General features: G+C 35.7%; 14 protein-coding genes and 1 tRNA gene. 8 read left to right on the plus strand and 7 right to left on the minus strand.

Going from position 1 to position 19865, the window contains the following annotated elements; translation table 11 throughout:
• Positions 1–88 precede the first annotated feature (88 nt).
• Both BMX64_RS13020 and BMX64_RS13025 read left to right on the plus strand, forming a co-directional pair.
• The gene (locus BMX64_RS13020; RefSeq protein ID WP_091172771.1) at positions 89–2281 is read left to right on the plus strand and encodes a peptidase domain-containing ABC transporter; all 2193 of its coding nucleotides are present in this window, start codon (positions 89–91) and stop codon (positions 2279–2281) included.
• Between the two features lie 4 nt (positions 2282–2285).
• Complete coding sequence (locus tag BMX64_RS13025) at positions 2286–3581, plus strand: HlyD family secretion protein (RefSeq protein WP_091172775.1); 1296 nt, start codon at positions 2286–2288, stop codon at positions 3579–3581.
• Here the strand turns inward: BMX64_RS13025 and BMX64_RS13030 are convergent.
• From BMX64_RS13030 to BMX64_RS13040, 3 genes are all read right to left on the minus strand, one after another.
• Positions 3578–4285: a tRNA1(Val) (adenine(37)-N6)-methyltransferase gene (locus tag BMX64_RS13030; RefSeq protein WP_091172778.1), complete on the minus strand. Its 708-nt coding sequence runs from the start codon at positions 4283–4285 to the stop codon at positions 3578–3580. The genes BMX64_RS13025 and BMX64_RS13030 overlap by 4 nt on opposite strands.
• 119 nt (positions 4286–4404) lie before the next feature.
• Entirely contained in the window at positions 4405–4929 is a 525-nt protein-coding gene (gene rimM, locus BMX64_RS13035) for a ribosome maturation factor RimM (RefSeq protein WP_091172781.1), read from the minus strand.
• A gap of 14 nt (positions 4930–4943) precedes the next feature.
• A complete protein-coding gene (locus tag BMX64_RS13040) occupies positions 4944–5504 on the minus strand; it encodes a 30S ribosomal protein S16 (protein ID WP_091172785.1) in 561 nt (186 codons plus the stop codon).
• Positions 5505–5884: 380 nt separating this feature from the next.
• Between BMX64_RS13040 and BMX64_RS13045 the strand changes: the two genes are divergently transcribed.
• Positions 5885–6247 carry an RNA recognition motif domain-containing protein gene (locus BMX64_RS13045; protein WP_066079550.1) on the plus strand — a complete coding sequence of 121 codons (363 nt, stop codon included), beginning with the start codon at positions 5885–5887 and terminating at the stop codon, positions 6245–6247.
• Between the two features lie 153 nt (positions 6248–6400).
• Here the strand turns inward: BMX64_RS13045 and leuB are convergent, their stop codons facing one another.
• From leuB to leuC, 4 genes are all read right to left on the minus strand, one after another.
• Positions 6401–7462, minus strand: a complete 1062-nt coding sequence (gene leuB / locus BMX64_RS13050) for a 3-isopropylmalate dehydrogenase (protein ID WP_091172789.1) — start codon at positions 7460–7462, stop codon at positions 6401–6403.
• A gap of 33 nt (positions 7463–7495) precedes the next feature.
• Positions 7496–9022 carry an alpha-isopropylmalate synthase regulatory domain-containing protein gene (locus BMX64_RS13055; RefSeq protein ID WP_091172792.1) on the minus strand — a complete coding sequence of 509 codons (1527 nt, stop codon included), beginning with the start codon at positions 9020–9022 and terminating at the stop codon, positions 7496–7498.
• Positions 9023–9161: 139 nt separating this feature from the next.
• The gene (gene leuD / locus BMX64_RS13060; RefSeq protein WP_091172796.1) at positions 9162–9758 is read right to left on the minus strand and encodes a 3-isopropylmalate dehydratase small subunit; all 597 of its coding nucleotides are present in this window, start codon (positions 9756–9758) and stop codon (positions 9162–9164) included.
• Between the two features lie 116 nt (positions 9759–9874).
• The gene (gene leuC, locus BMX64_RS13065) at positions 9875–11269 is read right to left on the minus strand and encodes a 3-isopropylmalate dehydratase large subunit (protein WP_091172800.1); all 1395 of its coding nucleotides are present in this window, start codon (positions 11267–11269) and stop codon (positions 9875–9877) included.
• 731 nt (positions 11270–12000) lie between these two features.
• Between leuC and dnaE the strand changes: the two genes are divergently transcribed.
• The 5 genes from dnaE (at position 12001) to BMX64_RS13090 (ending at position 19705) form a co-directional block, all read left to right on the plus strand.
• Positions 12001–16545 (plus strand): DNA polymerase III subunit alpha, encoded by a 4545-nt coding sequence (dnaE, locus tag BMX64_RS13070; protein WP_091172803.1) that lies wholly within the window; start codon positions 12001–12003, stop codon positions 16543–16545.
• 297 nt (positions 16546–16842) lie between these two features.
• On the plus strand, positions 16843–17754 hold the full coding sequence (locus BMX64_RS13075; protein WP_091172807.1) for an outer membrane beta-barrel protein: 912 nt from the start codon (positions 16843–16845) through the stop codon (positions 17752–17754).
• A gap of 365 nt (positions 17755–18119) precedes the next feature.
• The gene (trxA, locus tag BMX64_RS13080) at positions 18120–18437 is read left to right on the plus strand and encodes a thioredoxin (RefSeq protein ID WP_066083169.1); all 318 of its coding nucleotides are present in this window, start codon (positions 18120–18122) and stop codon (positions 18435–18437) included.
• Positions 18438–18606: 169 nt separating this feature from the next.
• On the plus strand, positions 18607–19545 hold the full coding sequence (locus tag BMX64_RS13085; RefSeq protein ID WP_091172810.1) for a DUF58 domain-containing protein: 939 nt from the start codon (positions 18607–18609) through the stop codon (positions 19543–19545).
• An 86-nt stretch (positions 19546–19631) separates the two neighbouring features.
• Positions 19632–19705 (plus strand) — tRNA-Asp (locus BMX64_RS13090).
• Positions 19706–19865 lie beyond the last annotated feature (160 nt).

Raw genomic sequence — 19865 nt, forward strand, 5'->3', positions numbered from 1 at the left:
GTCGTTAATCATAATAGTAAAATTAAACTGTCAAAAAAATAATTTTTTGACAGTTTTTTTAAATTACTTTTGAAAACAAAATAAAAAATTGAAGAAATTTCCAAATTATATACAAGCTGACAACAAAGACTGTGGCCCCACCTGTTTAAAAATCATTTCGAAACATTACGGAAAAGTCATAAAAATTCAAGAGTTACGTGATTTTAGCGAAACTACACGTGAAGGGAGTAATTTATTGTTTTTAAGTGATGCCGCTGAGAAGATCGGTTTCAGAACCTTAGGGGTGAAACTCAATCTTAAGACACTAGAAGAAGCGCCATTGCCATGTGTTTTGCATTGGAATAAAGAGCATTACGTGGTTTTGTATAAAATAAAAAAGGGCCGTTATTTTATTTCAGATCCAGGATTTGGATTAATAGAATACAACCAGAAAGATTTTGTGAAATTATGGATAGGGAATAATGCCGATAATACCACAAAAGAGGGGATTGTCTTATTACTTGAGGCTACTCCAAAATTTTTTCAATCGGAATTTGATAAAGAAGATAAAAAAGGGTTGGGTTTTGGGTTATTGTCTCAATATGTTTTAAGATATAAGTCATTTTTAATGCAATTAAGTATTGGTTTGCTTGCCAGTAGTTTGTTACAGCTTATCTTTCCTTTTCTTACACAGAGTATTGTAGATGTTGGGATTCAAAATCAGAATATTCATTTTATTTATTTAATTCTGTTTGCGCAATTATTTCTTTTTGCCGGAAGAACAGGATTGGAACTCATCCGAAGTTGGATATTACTCCATCTTTCTACACGAATTAACATTTCCTTGATTTCAGATTTCTTTATCAAATTAATGAACTTGCCGATTTCGTTCTTCGATGTTCGAATGACAGGCGATATCATGCAACGAATCAACGACCATCATCGTATAGAACGCATACTTACCACTTCATCATTAAACGTATTGTTCTCGGTGATCAATATGTTTATTATGGGAGGGGTTTTAGCCTATTATAATATTCAGATATTCTTCGTTTTTTTTGCTGGAAGCTTATTGTATTTCGGTTGGATTACCTTGTTTTTAAAACGAAGAGAAGCACTGGATTATAAACGTTTTTCAGAAGTTTCCCAAGAACAAAGTAAAGTAATGGAACTTATCAACGGGATGCAGGAAATAAAACTGCATAATGCCGAAAAACAAAAACGTTGGGGATGGGAATATGTCCAGGCGAGATTGTTTCGGGTTTCTATAAAAGGATTAGTTCTTGAACAAACACAAACTATTGGTTCATCTGTAATTAATGAACTAAAAAATATTTTCATTATTTTCCTTTCGGCAAAATTGGTTATCGATGGTCAAATTACTTTAGGTATGATGATGGCGATAAGTTCAATTGTCGGTAGTTTGAACGGTCCTATTGCACAACTTATCGAGTTTGTTCGGGAGGTGCAAGATGCTAAAATATCACTAGCCAGGCTATCTGAGATTCATGAAAAAGAAGATGAAGCACAGCAAGAAGTGTATCAAACACATGATATTCCAAAAGATAGTGATATTGTAATTAAAAATCTTTCTTATCGTTATTTGGGGTCAGATATTCCAGTCTTGGAAAATTTGAATTTGACTATTCCTGCCCATAAAGTAACTGCAATTGTAGGAGTCAGTGGTAGCGGAAAAACTACCTTAATGAAACTGCTGTTAAAATTTTACGAGCCAGATCATGGAGAAGTTAACATTGGCAATACACAACTTAAAAACATTGCCCAAAAGGCTTGGCGCGCTAACATTGGTGCGGTTATGCAAGAAGGTTTTATTTTTAATGATACCATTGCTAATAATATTGCGGTTGGAGTTGATAGTATCAATAAAGATCGATTGGTTTATGCTGCCGATGTTGCCAACATAAAAGAATATATTTCGGGTTTGCCATTAGGCTATAACACAAAAATTGGTTCCGAAGGTGTAGGGATGAGTACGGGACAGAAACAAAGGCTGTTGATTGCCAGAGCGGTGTATAAGAATCCTGAAATGCTATTTTTTGATGAAGCCACTTCCGCATTGGATGCCAATAATGAAAAAGAAATTATGGGGAAATTAGATATTTTCTTTAAAAATAAAACTGTAGTAGTGATTGCACACCGATTAAGTACTGTAATGAATGCAGATCAAATTGTTGTTTTGGATAAAGGAAAGATTATTGAAATTGGAAGCCATTCTGCTTTGGTGGAGCAAAAAGGAAATTATTTTGAATTGGTTAGAAATCAATTGCAATTAGGAAATTAATAATATGACTGAAAATAATACGACATTCGAATTGAGAAGCGAAGAGGTTCAAGATATTCTTACACGTGTTCCGCATTGGATGATCCGTTGGGGGACAGTTTTGATTTTTGGAATTATCCTGATGCTTTTTTTTGTTTCCTGGTTTGTCAAATATCCGGACGTTATAACAACGCAAGTTACTGTCACTACAAATATTCCACCTGAAAAGTTGGTGGCAAAAACTTCAGGGAGAATTGAAGCAATTTTAATAACTGACAAGAGCAAAGTTTTAGTAAATACGCCTTTGGCGATAATTGAAAATCCTGCTAATTATAAAGATGTTTATGTATTGAAAAATATCGTTGACACAATAAATATTAATTCAAAGAAAAGTAATTTTCCTTTTGGATTATTAAGAAATGCTCAATTGGGAGATATTGAGAACGCTTTTTCAATCTTTCATGCAGCTTACATTGCGGATGAGCTTAATTCGGATTTGCATCCTTTCCAAATAGAAAATAAGGCTAATAATTCAGAAAGTATTCAGATTAGAGAGCGTTTGGATCTTTTAAAACAGCAAAAAAACATAAACGAATCTGAATTGCAGCTTCAGAAGAATGATGTGAATCGATTTGAAATTTTATTTAATAAAGGAGTAGTGTCTGCGCAAGATTTTGAAAATAAGAAATTAGGATATCTTCAAGCTGAGAAAAATTATAAAAGTCTTTTGAGTAGTATTTCGCAATTAAAATCATCTTTAATTAGTAATGACCGGAATAGCGAAGGCACAAGAATTAATGGAACTAAAGAGGAAGTTAATTTGGAAAGTACCAAGATACAATCTTTTTATCAATTGAAAAAAATCATAAAAGATTGGGAATTAGCATATGTGCTAAAATCATCTATTGAAGGACAAGTTTCTTTTTTGCAAATTTGGACGGAGAGTCAGACCATAATAGCAGGGGATAATGTATTCTCCATAATTCCCGCTATAGAAAAAGGATATATAGGTAAAGTCAAAGCTCCAGCTCAAAATTCCGGAAAAATTAAGATTGGGCAACGCGTTAATATTCGTCTGGCAAATTTTCCTGATAGAGAGTTTGGTATCCTAAAAGGTAAAGTAAAAAACATTTCATTGGTTCCGGATAAAGAAGGAAATTTATTATTAGATGTTTCGCTTCCCGAAAATTTGGAAACAAATTATAAAAAGAAAATTCCTTTTCAACAGGAAATGAAAGGTTCTGCTGAGATTGTTACAGAAGATCTACGCTTGTTAGAAAGAATATTGTACCAGTTTAAGAGTATTCTTAAAGCAAACTAAAGTTTCAAATAAAAATCCTTAGTCAAGGCAATGTATTCTGGGGTGTAAATATGTCTCGCGGTTTCGATAATTAATTCATCAACTGGAAAATTCACACTTTCATTTCGGCTAAAAGCCAATAAACTGCGTTTGATTTCGGTGGTTGGAGTTCCTTTTACTCTTGTAATTTTTAATGGGTATAATTCGAATGCTGCAGCTAGAGCCAGGAAATTTTCTTCTTCTTTAAAAGGAATGATTACTGCGAATATTCCGTTTTCCGAAAGTAACAAGTCGGCAGCTTCAATTAAATCTTCAAAAGGCATTGCGTCAGCAAAACGTGCTAAATCGCGTTGTTCATTTTCGGATTTGTATTCATCGGTATAAAAAGGAGGATTGGAAACAATTAAATCATACTCGTCTTCCGGTTCTTCGACGAATTCGTCCAATCCTGCATGAAAACAAAATAAGCGGTCGCTCCAAGGTGAGTTTTCAAAATTATCTACGGATTGTTCGTACGCTTCTTCATCAATTTCTAACGCATCAATTTGTTCGGCATGACTCCTTTGTGCTAGCATCAAAGCAATAACACCGGTTCCGGTTCCAACATCTAAAATGCTCAACGGATTGTTTTCAATTGGTGTCCATGCACCCAATAAAACGCCATCTGTTCCAATTTTCATGGCACAACGATCTTGCTGGATTGAGAATTGCTTGAATGAAAACATGATGATTTCAGATTGAGGATTAACGATTTTTGATTGCAGATTTTAGCAGCTTAAAACTTTGATTTTAGATTAACAATTTTTTTGATTAACCGAATAAACAAATAACCGATTAAACTGTTCTAAAGATACATTTCGATTAATCCTTCTGGTAAGTCCATGATGACTTTTTTGTTTTCCCTATCGATTTTCACAAGAAAATGGTCAATCATGGGGATAAGGATTTCTACTTCACCGTTTAAAACTTCAAAAAGAGGTTGGGCAGTAGTGTCATTTATGGATTGAATTTTCCCAACAACACCAAGGCGTTTGTCTTCAACTTCAAAACCAATTACTTCGTGGAAGTAGAATTTGTTGCCGGTAAGTTTTGGCAACATATTTAAAGGAAGATAAATGGCGTTACCTATTATGGCATCGGCATCTTCTTCAGTATTCATATCCTCAAAACGAATTCTAAGAAAGTCGTTTTTGTGCAGTGAACTGCTTTCAATAAAAAAAGGAACCAAGTGTTTGTTGCATTCAACAAACACTGATTCCAAGTTTTCGTATAACTCAGGTTCGTCCGTGTCTAAATAGGCAAGAACTTCCCCTTTGAAACTAAATTTTTTAGCGATTTTACCTAAGTAGAAACAATCTTCTTTACGCATCTTCGCTTCTTAAATTATGCTTCAGTTGTTTCGTTATTTTCTTCTGCAGCAGGAGCTTCTTCAGCTTCAACTTCAGCAACTTCTTCTTCAACAGCTGGAGTTGCAGCAGCGATAGCATCAGCTTCTGCTTGAGCAGCTGCAGCTAAACGTTTAGCGTTAACATCTTGTTCTGCTTTGAAAGCTTTAGCTTTAACATCAGCTTGTGCTTTAGTTAAACCTTCTTTTTTAGCATCAACTTTTCCAGATTTTGCATCTAACCAAGCATTTAATTTTGCATCAGCTTGTTCTTGAGTTAAGGCTCCTTTACGGATACCACCGTCAAGGTGATGTTTCAATAAAGCTCCTTTGTAAGAAAGAATTGCTTTTGCAGTATCAGTTGGTTGAGCACCATTGTGCAACCATTTTACTGCGCTATCAAGGTTTAAGTCGATAGTTGCTGGGTTTGTGTTTGGATTGTAAGTACCAATTTTTTCTAGGTATTTACCATCTCTTTTTGAGCGTGCATCTGCTGCTACAACCCAGTAAAAAGGTTTTCCTTTTTTACCGTGTCTTTGTAATCTAATTTTTACTGACATAATCTTGTGATTAAATTTTGAGGTACTCGACCTCTGTTAATTAAGGGTGCAAAGATACATCTTTTATTGATAAATACTAATCTGACTATACTTAAATGAATGATAATGGATTAGGGTTGTTTTTGATTTTGTATGTTGTAAGTCTGTATTATTTGTTTAAAATTTGATGTTGTTAATTATTATTAAGATGTTTTTATTAGTTTCAGGGAAGTTTATGATTCTGGAAACTATGCTGAGTTAAATTCCTAAAACCCTTGAATTAGGTGTTTTAGAATATTCTTTTTATTTTTTAAATTAAAATAAAAAACATAAATAAGCTAATTTATAGTGGATTAGAAAAAAATAGACGTACATTTGCTCTATTATTTAAATAAGTACATATGAATATTTTTGTTGGAAGCCTTCCATTCAGTATTGAGGAAGCAGATTTAAGAGAGTCTTTCGAGGCTTACGGAGCAGTTGATTCAGTTAAAATTATTACTGATAAATTTACAGGAAGAAGTAAAGGATTTGGTTTTGTTGAGATGCCAAATGATGACGAAGCTCAAAAAGCAATTGACGAATTGAACGGAGCTACTGTTCAAGGACGTGCAATCGTAGTAAACAAATCTGAGCCTAAACCAGAAGGTGAAAGAAGAAGTTTTAACAATAACAGTCGTGGTGGAGATTCACGCGGTGGTTATGGTGGTGGAAACAGCCGTGGTGGAGAAAACCGTGGTGGTGGAAACAGAGGAGGATATTAATATTTTTTTCTAGCTATAAAAAAAGGTGTCAATGAAAATTGACACCTTTTTTGTTGTTTATTATTTGGTTTAAAGCTGAGTAAGAGCTAAAAGTGAGTGTTGTTTTTCAGGTTGTAATCTTAGCTATTACTCAATTTTTAAACAAAATAAATTTTATAGATTAGCAACTAACCAGTCGCCAACTTCACTCGTTTTATACGCTTTACTTCCCTTTGCAACTAAATCTTCGGTTACAATTCCTTGTTCTAAGGATTTATTCACCACTGCTCTAATAGCTTCTGCTTCTTCTTTTAATCCAAAAGCATCTTCAAACATCATTGCAGCAGATAAAACGGTCGCTAACGGATTAGCGATATTCAAACCTGTGGCTTGTGGATACGATCCGTGAATTGGTTCGTACAATGAAGTATGTTCTCCAACAGATGCTGATGGCATTAATCCCATAGAACCTGAAATTACAGAAGCTTCATCCGTTAATATATCTCCAAATAAGTTTTCAGTAATCAGGACATCATAAGAGTTTGGCCATTGTACCAAACGCATGGCAACCGCATCAACAAATTCATAGCTCACCTCCACCTCTGGATAGTCTTTTTGCATGGCTTGTACTGTTTCTCTCCACAATCGGGAAGTTTCCATTACGTTGGCTTTGTCCACACAACATAATTTTTTAGTTCGGGTCATTGCTAATTCAAAACCTTTTTTTGCTAAACGTTGTACTTCAGATCTGTTGTACGTACAGGTGTCAAAAGCTGTTTCGCCATCGTCTTTTCTTCCTTTTTCTCCAAAATATATTCCTCCGGTAAGCTCTCTTAAGAAAACCAAATCAGTTCCTTCAATGCGTTCTCTTTTTAAAGGGGAGTTGTCAATCAGAGATGGAAATGTAAAGGTTGGACGTACATTGGCAAACAAACCTAATTTTTTACGCATCAATAATAAACCTTGTTCGGGTCTTACAGGCGCACTTGGGTCGTTATCATATTTTGGATGTCCAATAGCTCCGAATAAAACAGCATCTGCTTTCATGCAAATTTCATGTGTTTCGTCAGGATAAGGAACTCCAACGGCGTCAATGGCACAAGCTCCTGTAAGTGCTGGTGTCCAAGTGATTTCATGGTTAAACTTTTTTGCAATGGCATCCGAAACTTTTACAGCTTCATTGATTACTTCGGGTCCAATTCCGTCTCCGGCTAAAAGGGCTATGGTAAATTTCATTAGGTCTATTTTATATTAATGTATTTCTATTTATTATTGGGCAGCAACAACATTCAACATTTTCTGGGTTGCTATAATTGCGGCAACTGTTTGGTCTGAATCCAGTCCTCTGGTTTTGAATTCTTTTTCATTATTCGTCCAGGTAATTATGGTTTCGCATAAGGCGTCAGAACTACTTCCTGGCGGAATTCGTACGGCATAATCGATCAATTTAGGCAATTCTAAATTTTTGCTTTTGTATATTTTTGCCAAAGCATTCATGAAAGCATCAAATTGTCCATCACCTTGTGCGTGCTCTTCAATGATTTCGCCGTCTATTTTTAGAGATAAAGTGGTCGATGGACGCATGCCTTTTGCATGAGATAATATATAGGACTCAACAACAATTTTTTCCTGATAAGTTTGACTGTCTAAAACATCAGAGATTATATAAGGCAAGTCCTCTTTGGTAACCGTTTCTTTTTTGTCGCCTAATTCGATAATCCTTTGGGTAACTAACTTTAAATCCTCAGGGTTTAATTGAAGACCCAATTCCTGAAGGTTTTTTTCAATATTAGCTTTTCCGGATGTTTTTCCTAAGGCGTATTTTCGTTTTCTTCCAAAACGTTCTGGAAGCAAATCATTAAAATATAAGTTATTTTTATTGTCACCATCAGCGTGAATACCGGCAGTTTGGGTAAACACATTGTCACCAACGATAGGTTTGTTGGCAGGAATTCTATAACCGGTAAAAGTCTCCACTAATTTACTTACGGAGTATAATGAGGATTCTTTTACGCCGATTTCTATTTGCGGAAAAAAGTCATTGATTACAGCAACAGTACTTTCAAGTGGTGCATTTCCAGCACGTTCTCCCATTCCGTTTACGGTCACGTGGAGTCCTTGGATTCCCGCTTTTACTGCTTCCATTACATTTGCGATACTTAAATCATAGTCGTTGTGTGCATGAAAATCAAAATGAGTATCAGGGTATCTTGCTATAATTTTCGAAATAAATTCAAAAGTTTCTGAAGGAATCAAAACGCCTAAAGTATCCGGTAGTAAGACTCTTTTAATTGGTTGTTTGGTTAAAAAATCTAAATATTGAAACACATAATCAGGTGAATTCCGCATTCCGTTACTCCAATCTTCTAAATAGACATTCGTTTCAATATTGTTTTCCTGAGCCAAAACTATGGCTTGTTCGATTTCAGTAAAATGCTGTTCGGGTGTTTTTTTTAACTGATGCGTTAAATGATTCAAAGATCCTTTGGTTAGTAAATTCTGGACTTTAGCTCCGGTTTTTTTCATCCAATCTATGGAAAGTCCGCCATCAACAAAGGTTAGAACTTCAATTCTATTGGAGTAATTTTTTTCGTTAGCCCAATTCATTATTCCTTTCACACCCTGAAATTCCCCTTCGCTCACGCGTGCAGAAGCAATTTCGATTCTATCAATATTTAATTCTTCCAACAACAATTGTGCAATGGTTAGTTTTTCTGCAGCAGAAAATGATACTCCCGAGGTTTGTTCACCGTCACGGAGTGTCGTATCCATTATTTCAATTTTTCTTTTTTCCATTATAAATTTGATGCTAAAAGTAGTTTTGATTTCAGTAAATTGAAATCTTGCTTTTGTGTTTTTATAAAAAGGTAAAAGCAGTTCTCAGGCTTAATTATACTATTGAACTTTAAATAACTGCTTTTTTATTGTTTGTTTTTTAGTAAGGAAGTTTGTCAGCAAACCCAATAATTTCCTCTTTGATGTTTTGTAAATAATCAATGTCATCAAAACCGTTGACCATATTGTCTTTTTTATAACCAGAAATATCAAAAGATTCTTTTTGACCAGTTGCTAATAAAGTAATAGTTTGTTCTGGAAGATTGATTTCCAATTCTGTTTTTGGATTAGCCTCAATAGCCTTGAAAATAGTGTCGGCAAATTCAGGACTTACTTGTACCGGTAAAACACCAATGTTTAAGCAATTACCTTTAAAGATATCTGCAAAAAAACTGGAAACAACTGCACGGAAACCGTAATCGTAAACTGCCCAAGCTGCGTGCTCTCTCGAAGAACCTGAACCGAAGTTTTTTCCTCCAACAAGGATTTTTCCACTGTAAGTTGAGTCGTTTAGTACAAAATCTGCTTTTGGAGTGTCATCTCCGTTGTATCTCCAGTCTCTGAAAAGATTGTCTCCAAAAGCTTCACGTTTGGTAGCTTTCAAGAAACGCGCAGGGATTATTTGATCGGTATCTACATTTTCTATTGATAGTGGCACTGCACTACTGGTAAGGATATTAAATTTATCGTATGCCATTTTTTTAGGTTTCAGGTTTTAGGTTTTAGGTTTCAGGTTTCTTGTATAGAAAACAGAATCATAAAAACTAAAACATTTTATTAATTTTTGATATTGTTATTGCAATCGACTTTCAACTAGAATAAATCTCTTGGATCTGTTAGTTTTCCAGTAACTGCAGCTGCAGCTGCCATAATTGGACTAGCTAATAATGTTCTTGAACCTGGACCTTGACGACCTTCGAAGTTTCTGTTGGATGTACTTACAGCATATTTTCCCGCAGGAACTTTATCGTCATTCATCGCTAAACAAGCCGAACAACCTGGCTGGCGTAATACAAAACCAGCTTCAGTAAGAATGTCCAAAAGTCCTTCTTCTTTGATTTGTGCTTCTACAACATGAGAGCCCGGAACTAACCAAGCCGTAACATTTTCTGCTTTTTGTCGCCCTTTTACAATTTCTGTAAAAGCTCTAAAATCTTCAATTCTACCATTGGTGCAACTTCCCAAGAAGACAAAATCAATTGGTTTACCAATCATTACGTCATTTTCTTCAAAGCCCATGTAAGCCAAAGATTTTTTGTATGTTTCGGCGCCACCTTCTACTTGGTTGGCATTTGGAATATTTTTTGAGATACCAATTCCCATTCCAGGGTTCGTACCAAACGTAATCATTGGTTCAATATCTGCAGCATTGATGTTTAATTCAGCGTCAAAAACTGCATCAGCATCTGTTTTTAATGTTTTCCAATATTCAACTGCTTTTGTCCAAGCTTCGCCTTTTGGAGCGTATAATCTTCCTTCTAAGAAATCAAATGTTTTTTGGTCAGGAGCAATGATTCCGCCACGAGCACCCATTTCGATACTCAAGTTACAAACAGTCATACGACCTTCCATTGACATGTTTTCAAAAACATCTCCTGCATATTCTGCAAAATATCCTGTACCTCCAGAAGTGGTTAATTGAGAAATAATATACAATGCAACGTCTTTTGGACCAACACCTTTACTCAATTCACCATTTACGTTGATACGCATTTTCTTTGGTTTTGGTTGCATGATACATTGTGTAGCCATAACCATTTCAACCTCTGAAGTTCCGATACCAAAAGCAATTGCGCCAAAAGCACCATGCGTAGAGGTATGAGAATCTCCACAAACAATAGTGGCGCCTGGCAAAGTAATTCCGTTTTCAGGACCTACAACGTGTACAATTCCATTCTTTTGGTGACCTAATCCCCAGTGCGAAATGCCATATTCTGCTGCGTTGTCTTCCAATGCTTTTAATTGATTGGCAGATAGTGCATCTTGTACGGGTAAATGTTGATTTATAGTTGGTGTGTTGTGGTCAGCAGTAGCAAAAGTACGCTCTGGATATAATACTGAAATTCCTCTTTCTTTCAAACCTAAAAAAGCTACAGGACTAGTAACTTCATGGATGAAATGACGGTCAATGAAAAACACGTCTGGTCCATCTTCAATTTTACGCACCACGTGCGAATCCCATACTTTGTCAAATAATGTAGTACTCATTTTAATATGTTTTTAATGTATTTTTTTATAGCCAAGTTGACTAAGATGATAACAATGAAAGCAAAATTAAAAAAAGAATCAAGTCTTTATTTTTTAATATTTCATTATATACGATACCCAAAACGCAATTTAAACAGTTTACGGTTTCCGATAAAGTATCTGTAGCTTTATTGTTTACTTTTAATATAGATTTATTTCGTTTTTGATTCGCTTTTTTTCTGAATTAAGAGCTTTCTTTAAAATTATTAATTCATTAAATTTATGTTTAAAAAAGCACTTTTGTTTACATTAAATATATAAATTGGACTTTTTATTAAATAATTGTCAATGTTATAATGAAAAATTGCTCTTTTGAATAGTTCTTTTTTAGTCTTTTAATCTCAACGTTTAAGAATTATTTGGAGTCATAGAATTCTAATTTACTTTGAGAAAATACTACGACATCCAAAAAAAGGAGAACTGATAAATTTGTATTTTAGTGTAGTAATCAGAAGATGATTGTGCGGATTCAGAAATGGGAAATATCAGAGAAATCTTTTTAAAAAGAAGAGAAATTTTTCTTCTCTTTGTTGATAACTTCAGTCACTTTTTTAGCTAAAAAAAGCATAAATTTGAAATTCATTTTTTTGCTACTATTATTAATTTTAAAGTGTTTTAAGCCAGTTAAATACACGGTCTGAATCTTTGGGTTTAGGCACCCTTTCCTTCGGGGAGGGCTGGGGAGGGGATTTATGTACTTAATATTCGATACCGAAACTACAGGATTACCAAAGCGTTGGGGCGCTCCCATTTCTGACACAGACAATTGGCCAAGATGTATTCAAATTGCTTGGCAGTTGCACGATGATATGGGAAAACTCATCGAGCATCAAGATTATTTGGTCAAGCCCGAAGGTTTTAATATTCCATATGACGCGGAACGAATTCACGGTATTTCTACTGAATTGGCTGAGACAGATGGAATTTCGTTGGCGGAAGTTTTGGAAAAATTCAATATCGCATTAGGCAAAGCCAAATTTATTGTGGGTCAGAATCTAGGTTTTGATATCAATATTATGGGTTGCGAATTTTACAGAATGGGCGTTGAAAGCCAAATGAGTTCCATGCCAATTCTGGATACATGTACTGAAGTTACGGCTTCCTTATTGAAATTGCCGGGTGGTCGAGGAGGGAAATTTAAGTTGCCTACATTAACGGAATTGCACTCGTATCTTTTTAATAAACCTTTTGGCGAAGCGCATAACGCGACTGCCGATGTGGAGGCAACTACACGTTGTTTCTTGGAGTTGATTCGTCGTGATATTTTCACAAAAGAGGAACTGGATGTTCCTGCCAGTTATTTTCAAGACTTTCAAAGTAAGAACCCAAGTGAGATTAAACTCATTGGTTTAAAACATATCAATCTCAAGGAAGCTTCGGATAAAATTCGGCAGCAATTTGGAGAGAAACAAGCTCCTGCCGTTTCCAGAGCAGAACTTTCTGAGAATAAAAAGGTGCTTATTGATACGCCTTTTGTGCATTTGCACAATCACACCCAATTTTCCGTGTTGCAATCTACAATTAGTATTGCGGCATTGGTAAAAGCGGCAGCTCAGCAAAAAATGCCTGCGGTTGCAATGACGGATCATGCGAATTTGATGGGTGCTTTTCATTTTGTGCGCGATATTTTATACCACAATAAGGCGGCTGAAGCCAAAAATAAAGCGGCAATAGAAAATGGTGAAGAACCTACTGAAGTTCCGATGAAACCAATCGTGGGTTGCGAATTTTTTGTGTGTGAAGACCATAAAAATAAGTCGGTTAAAGACAATGGTTACCAAATAGTGCTTTTGGCGAAGACCAAAAAAGGCTATCATAATTTGGCTAAAATGTCTTCCATCGCTTACACCGAAGGATTTTATTACGTGCCAAGAATCGACAGGAAAGTCATTCAGGAATTCAAAGAAGATATTATTGTTTTGTCTGGTAACCTTTATGGTGAAATCCCAAATAAGATTTTAAACATAGGTGAAAACCAAGCCGAAGAAGCCTTGATTTGGTGGAAAAATGAATTCAAGGAAGATTTTTACATTGAGGTGATGCGTCACAATCAAGAAGATGAAAATCGGGTGAATTCGTCTTTGATTTCATTGGCAAGGAAACACGATGTCAAGATTATTGCGACAAACAATACCTTTTATATAGACAAGGAAAATTCGAATGCACACGATATTTTGCTTTGTGTGCGTGATGGTGAAAAGCAAACTACGCCTATTGGCCGTGGTCGCGGCTATCGTTACGGATTACCAAATCAGGAATATTATTTCAAGTCGGGAGACGAAATGAAACAGCTTTTCGCCAATTTGCCGGAAGCGATTTCGAATATTTCGGAGATTGTGGATAAGATTGAAATTTTCGATTTGGCTCGTGAAGTTTTACTTCCAAAATTTGAAATCCCGGTTGAATTTAATAATCCCGAAGATGCAGTTGATGGCGGAGTACGAGGTGAAAATGCGTATTTAAGACATTTGACTTTTGAAGGAGCAAGAAGACGATATCCTGTTATTACTGAAGAAATTCAGGAACGATTGGATTTTGAATTGTTAACGATTTCCAATTCTGGTTATCCCGGTTATTTCCTGATTGTACAGGATTTAATTGCCGAAGCGAGAAGTATGGGCGTTTCTGTAGGGCCTGGTCGGGGTTCTGCGGCGGGTTCGGTGGTGGCGTATTGTTTGAAAATTACCAATATTGACCCATTGATGTACAACCTCCTTTTTGAGCGTTTCCTGAATCCGGATCGTGTGTCACTACCCGATATTGATATCGATTTTGATGACGAAGGACGAAGTAGCGTAATGGATTATGTAATCCGAAAATACGGTTCGAAACAAGTGGCACAAATTATCACGTATGGTAAAATGGCAACCAAATCAGCCATTCGAGATACCGCTCGTGTGCTGGATTTGCCTTTATTTGAAGCAGATAAAATTGCGAAATTGATTCCGGGAATGATGCCCTCCAAGTGGAATTTGGCTCGTTTTTTAAATGAAAAAGAAGATATCATTAAAAAAGCGGTTCGTCCCGAGGAATACGATAAAATAAAAGAATTAATAGGTCTTGCTAATGAAGATGATTTGGGTGGAGAAACCATTCAGCAAGCTAAAGTTTTAGAAGGAAACTTAAGAAATACAGGGATTCACGCTTGTGGAGTGATTATTACGCCAAGCGATATTACTGATTTTGTTCCTGTGGCTACTGCCAAAGACTCGGATTTGTATGTGACTCAATTTGATAACTCGGTAGTTGAAAGTGCCGGATTGCTGAAGATGGACTTCTTGGGTTTGAAAACCCTGACTCTGATAAAAGACACCGTTAAATTAGTAAAATACAGAACCGGAATTGATCTTGATCCAGACACGTTTCCGATAGATGATTTGAAGACGTATGAGCTTTTTCAGCGGGGAGAAACAGTTGGGATTTTTCAGTATGAGAGTCCTGGAATGCAGAAATATATGAAGGAATTGAAGCCAACAGTATTTCCCGATTTGATTGCGATGAATGCATTGTATCGTCCGGGACCAATTGCTTATATTCCGAGTTTCGTCAAGCGAAAAAATGGTGAAGAGGAAATTATTTATGACCTTGATGCCTGCGAAGAATTACTGAAAGATACTTATGGAATTACCGTTTACCAAGAACAAGTAATGCTTTTGTCCCAAAAACTGGCAGATTTCTCGAAAGGTGATGCCGATGTTTTGCGTAAAGCGATGGGAAAAAAGCAAAAGGACGTTTTGGATAAAATGAAACCCAAATTTATCAGTCAGGCTGCCGCCAAAGGTCATGCCGAAGATAAACTGGAGAAAATATGGAAAGACTGGGAAGCTTTTGCGGAATATGCCTTTAATAAATCACACTCTACTTGTTACGCTTGGATTGCGTACCAAACAGCATTTTTAAAAGCGAATTATCCTGCTGAATATATGGCTGCAGTACTTTCGAATAATATGAGTGATATCAAGCAAGTTTCGTTCTTTATGGAAGAGTGCAAACGTATGGGGTTACAAGTTTTGGGGCCTGATGTAAATGAGTCTTTTTATAAGTTTACCGTTAATGATGATTACGCGGTACGTTTTGGAATGGGAGCGATTAAAGGAGTGGGCTCTGGCGCTGTGGCTACGATTGTGGAGAAAAGAAAAGACGGAAGATATAAATCTATTTTTGATTTGACCAAACGTATCGATTTGCGTGCGGCAAATAAAAAAGCATTAGAAAATTTGGCTTTGGCGGGAGGATTTGACTCCTTCACAGGAACTACTAGAGCGCAATATTTTCATGATGATGGCGATGGAATTACTTTTTATGAAAAAGCGATTCGGTATGGTGCAAAGTTTCAGGAAAATGAGAATTCATCCCAAGTGAGTTTGTTTGGCGACAGCAGTGATGTTCAAATCGCAGAACCTATCGTGCCACCTTGCGAGGATTGGAGCACGATGGAAAAATTGGCTAAAGAAAAAGAAGTTGTAGGGATTTATATTTCGGGACATCCTTTAGACGATTACAAATTTGAAATGAAATATTTTTGTAATGCCAAACTGGAAGCGTTGAAAAACATGGAATTGCATGTGAGTAAAAACCTAGCGTTTGGAGGAATCATCAATAATGTGCAACATCGTGTGGCTAAAAATGGAAAAGGTTGGGGTATGTTTACATTAGAAGGATATGATGAAAGTTATGAGTTCCGAATTTTTGGGGAAGAGTATTTAAAGTTCCGTCATTTCTTTATCCAGAATAATTTCACGTTCATGAAAGTATTGGTAAAAGAAGGCTGGACAGACCGAGATACTGGAAAAAAAGGAGAACCAAGACTTCAGTTTGTTGAGGTAAAACAATTGCAAGATGTATTAGAAACTTTTGCTAGAAAATTAATTGTACTGCTAAATATTAAGGATTTAGAAACAGATTTTATCCATAAATTGAGTCACCTTTTTCAAGAGAATAAAGGAGATAACACGGTTTCTTTTGAGGTTATGGAATTGGAAAAAACAAAACGCCTCGTTGCTGTTGCTCCAGTTGAATTAGAGAATGAAGAAGTTGCTTTTGTTGATGAAAATGATAATTCTGAAATGGAAACTCTCGAAATTCCAGAGAGTAATGCTGTTGCAAAAGTGGAAGAGGTGGAAGAAATTAAGGTAGTCACCAAGCTAACGATGCCGAGTAGAAAACTGAAAGTTAAAATTTCGAATGAATTGTTAATGGAACTGGAAAAAATGCAGATTAATTTTAAGCTGAATTAGGTGTTGTAAACAGTACAGATAAATAAAATTTAAATGCCGGAATTAGAATAATAATGAATCGAGAGGTTTGTTTTTTAGGGTTAGTAGCATCAAAATAAGGTTCAATTTTACTAATATTAGTTTTTTTACTTCCTTGAGATTATTTTTTTTGGATTTAAAACGTTAAATTTTTTACGTAACCACTTGATTTTTATATGCATGCATATAATTTTGTTTTTGTGTTCACATTTCTTTAAGAAATACATAAAAGCATTAGTTAAAATTATATAAGTTTGTCCTAAAACAAAAAACAAAATTATGAAAAAGAACCTATTTGTATTAGGATTAATGGTTTGTTCAATGACTATGGTTGCACAAACCGAAAAAAAAGAAAGTTGGTATTTTAAACTTGGAGGATCTTACTTCTTGCAAACTGCCGCTACAGAATTTCCAACAGTTGGAGGTAATGCAGCTTTAGATAAAGTTTACGTAGGTGGAAAATTAGTTTCTGAAGAAAGTGTTACAGGTTCATTTGGTGAAGGTTTTAGAACTGGAGCAACTGTTGGCTATAGATTTAATACGCGTTTGGGTGTTGAGATGGGGGTAAATTATTATTCTAGTAACGATAAAACAATGGCTCAAACAACTACAGATGTAATTTTTATGTCGGGTGGTCGGCCTATTTATAATTTTAAATCAGTGGGACAAATCACTGCTTTTGATTTAGCTCCTGCTTTAGTTTTATTTTTAGGAGAGCAAAATGGTTTTGAACCATACACGAAAGTTGGGGTACTTTTACCAGTTCACGGTGATTTAGAAATTACTACAGATGCAATTGCTCCTACAGGTGTTGCTAACCCTGCTACGGTAGCTGTTCATAGTGTTGATAAGGTTAAGCCAAATCCAACAGTAGGTTTTATGGCGACATTAGGTTCTTCATATAAATTAGGAAAACATATTTCTGCATTTGCAGAATTAGAATATCGTAATTTTACTGTTCATGGTAAATCGAAAGAAACTACTGAATTTACTATGAATGGTCAAAATGCTTTGGCAGGTAGAAGTCAGGCTCAAATTCATACGAATTATGTAGACCGTTTGGATGTTAATTCAAATAATGCTGCGACAAATCCAAATGGATTGGATTCAACTAAACCGATGGATGAATTAAGTTCTTATGTTGGAATCAGTGGTCTTGGTTTGACGCTTGGATTGAAATATAGCTTGTAATACAGTTTTATTATAGGAGAAGGGATGTTTGAAAAAGCATCCCTTTTTTTGTTTTAAAAAAATAGGTTTTTGGAACGCGGGTTTTTTAGCCCTGATGGGAGCGGCATCCTTTTTACAATTTTTTTAGACTGGAAGCATTCAAAAGGCTTCCAGTCTAAAAAAATTGTAAAAAGATACAGCGTACAGCAGGAAATAGCTCCTGAAAATCAAAAACGGAATTTTGCAGTGAAGAAAGATAAGAATTAACAATATGTTTATAGTCAAAACTAATTTGGGAATAGTGTTTGGTTTGTTTTTAATTTCTAAATTTGTAACCTAGTTTGAAGCTTTAAAATATTCAAACGATAAACTTTAAATAAAATATTATGGCATTAGCAATAACAGATGCTACTTTTGAGGAAGTAGTTTTGAAATCAGACAAACCGGTAATGGTGGATTTTTGGGCAGCATGGTGTGGACCTTGTAGAATGGTAGGTCCAATCATTGATGAATTGAGCAACGAATACGAAGGAAAAGTTGTTATAGGAAAAGTTGATGTTGATGCAAACCAAGAATTTGCAGCTAAATACGGAGTGAGAAATATTCCAACGGTTTTGGTTTTTCATAACGGAGAAGTAGTAGGGAAACAAGTAGGAGTTGCTCCGAAACAAACTTACGCTGATAGTTTAGACGCTTTGTTGTAATCGGTAGATTATGATTTATATAGAATCTTTATTGGATTCAAAGAGAAGGTTTGGTGAAAGTCAAGCCTTTTTTTTTGTTTAAGCTGCATTTATTTCCGCTTCTTGATTAAGTTTTGTTTCGGTAATCTTTTAATTTTTAAATCATTCAATCTTTTGATATATTTGGTAGATGAAGATTGAATCGCAAATAGAAAAAATTTCCAGTTTCCAGCATCTGGAGTTGTTGGCTAATCAAGTTGTGGAAGGTTTTATTTCAGGAATGCACAAAAGCCCGTTTCATGGCTTTTCAGCTGAATTTGCCGAGCATAAAGTGTATAATGTTGGCGAAAGCACCAAGCATATTGATTGGAAGTTGTTTGCCAAAACGGATCGCCTGTTTACAAAACGCTTTGAGGAAGAGACTAATTTGCGGTGTCATCTTATTATCGATAATTCCTCATCGATGCATTATCCAAAATTAAAAGACAATCAGAACTTTTTTGAGAATAAGATTGGGTTTTCAGTATTGGCTTCGGCAGTTTTAATGAATCTGTTGAGGAAACAACGCGATGCTGTGGGTCTAAGTGTGTTTTCGGATACATACGAGTACTACGCGCCTGAAAAAGGTAGTGATCGCCATCATCGGATGATTTTGAATACGCTCGAAGGTTTACTTGTGAAGCCTGCTGTTGAAAAAAATACAGACGCGGTTACATTTTTGCATCAAATAGCGGAAAAAATCCACCGCCGTTCGATGATCATCTTATTTACGGATATGTTTCAGTCTGGTTCCCAATCATCGGGAGAAGAAGCGCTGTTTAATGCACTGCAACATTTGAAACACAATAAGCATAAAGTAGTCTTGTTTCATGTTGTCGATAACAAAACAGAGTTAAATTTTGACTTTGATAATGCTCCAAGGAAGTTTATTGATGTGGAAACGGGAGATGAAGTAGCGATTTTTGCGGATAATGTGAAAGAAGAATACGAAAAACAGGTGGAAAGTTACTTCAAGAAGTTGGCTTTAACCTGCTCTCAAAACCGAATAAAGTACATTCCGGTGAGTGTGGATGAAAGTTTCGAAAAAATTTTAATGACATACTTGGTTGAAAAACAAAACTTTGGATAATAAGGCGAAAATTTATCAATTATTTTTTCAAAAAACGCTTGCGTAAACGGAAATCTATTGTATCTTTGCCACCGCAATAACGCAGAGGTTTGGTAGTTCAGTTGGTTAGAATACATGCCTGTCACGCATGGGGTCGCGGGTTCGAGTCCCGTCCAGACCGCAATATTGGGGAAAGCCTTTCGTAACAGAAAGGCTTTTTTGCCCCATAAGGTTTTTAACGTTAGTTGTGTTGTTTGCTACGAATTTGTAACTCGTAGCGGGTTTAGTAGTTAGACCAATGAAAAGCTTTCCACTTTGGTGGATAGCTTTTTTGATTTAAA

Source organism: Flavobacterium sinopsychrotolerans (genome assembly GCF_900110375.1).
GTDB classification, from domain to species: Bacteria; Bacteroidota; Bacteroidia; order Flavobacteriales; family Flavobacteriaceae; genus Flavobacterium; species Flavobacterium sinopsychrotolerans.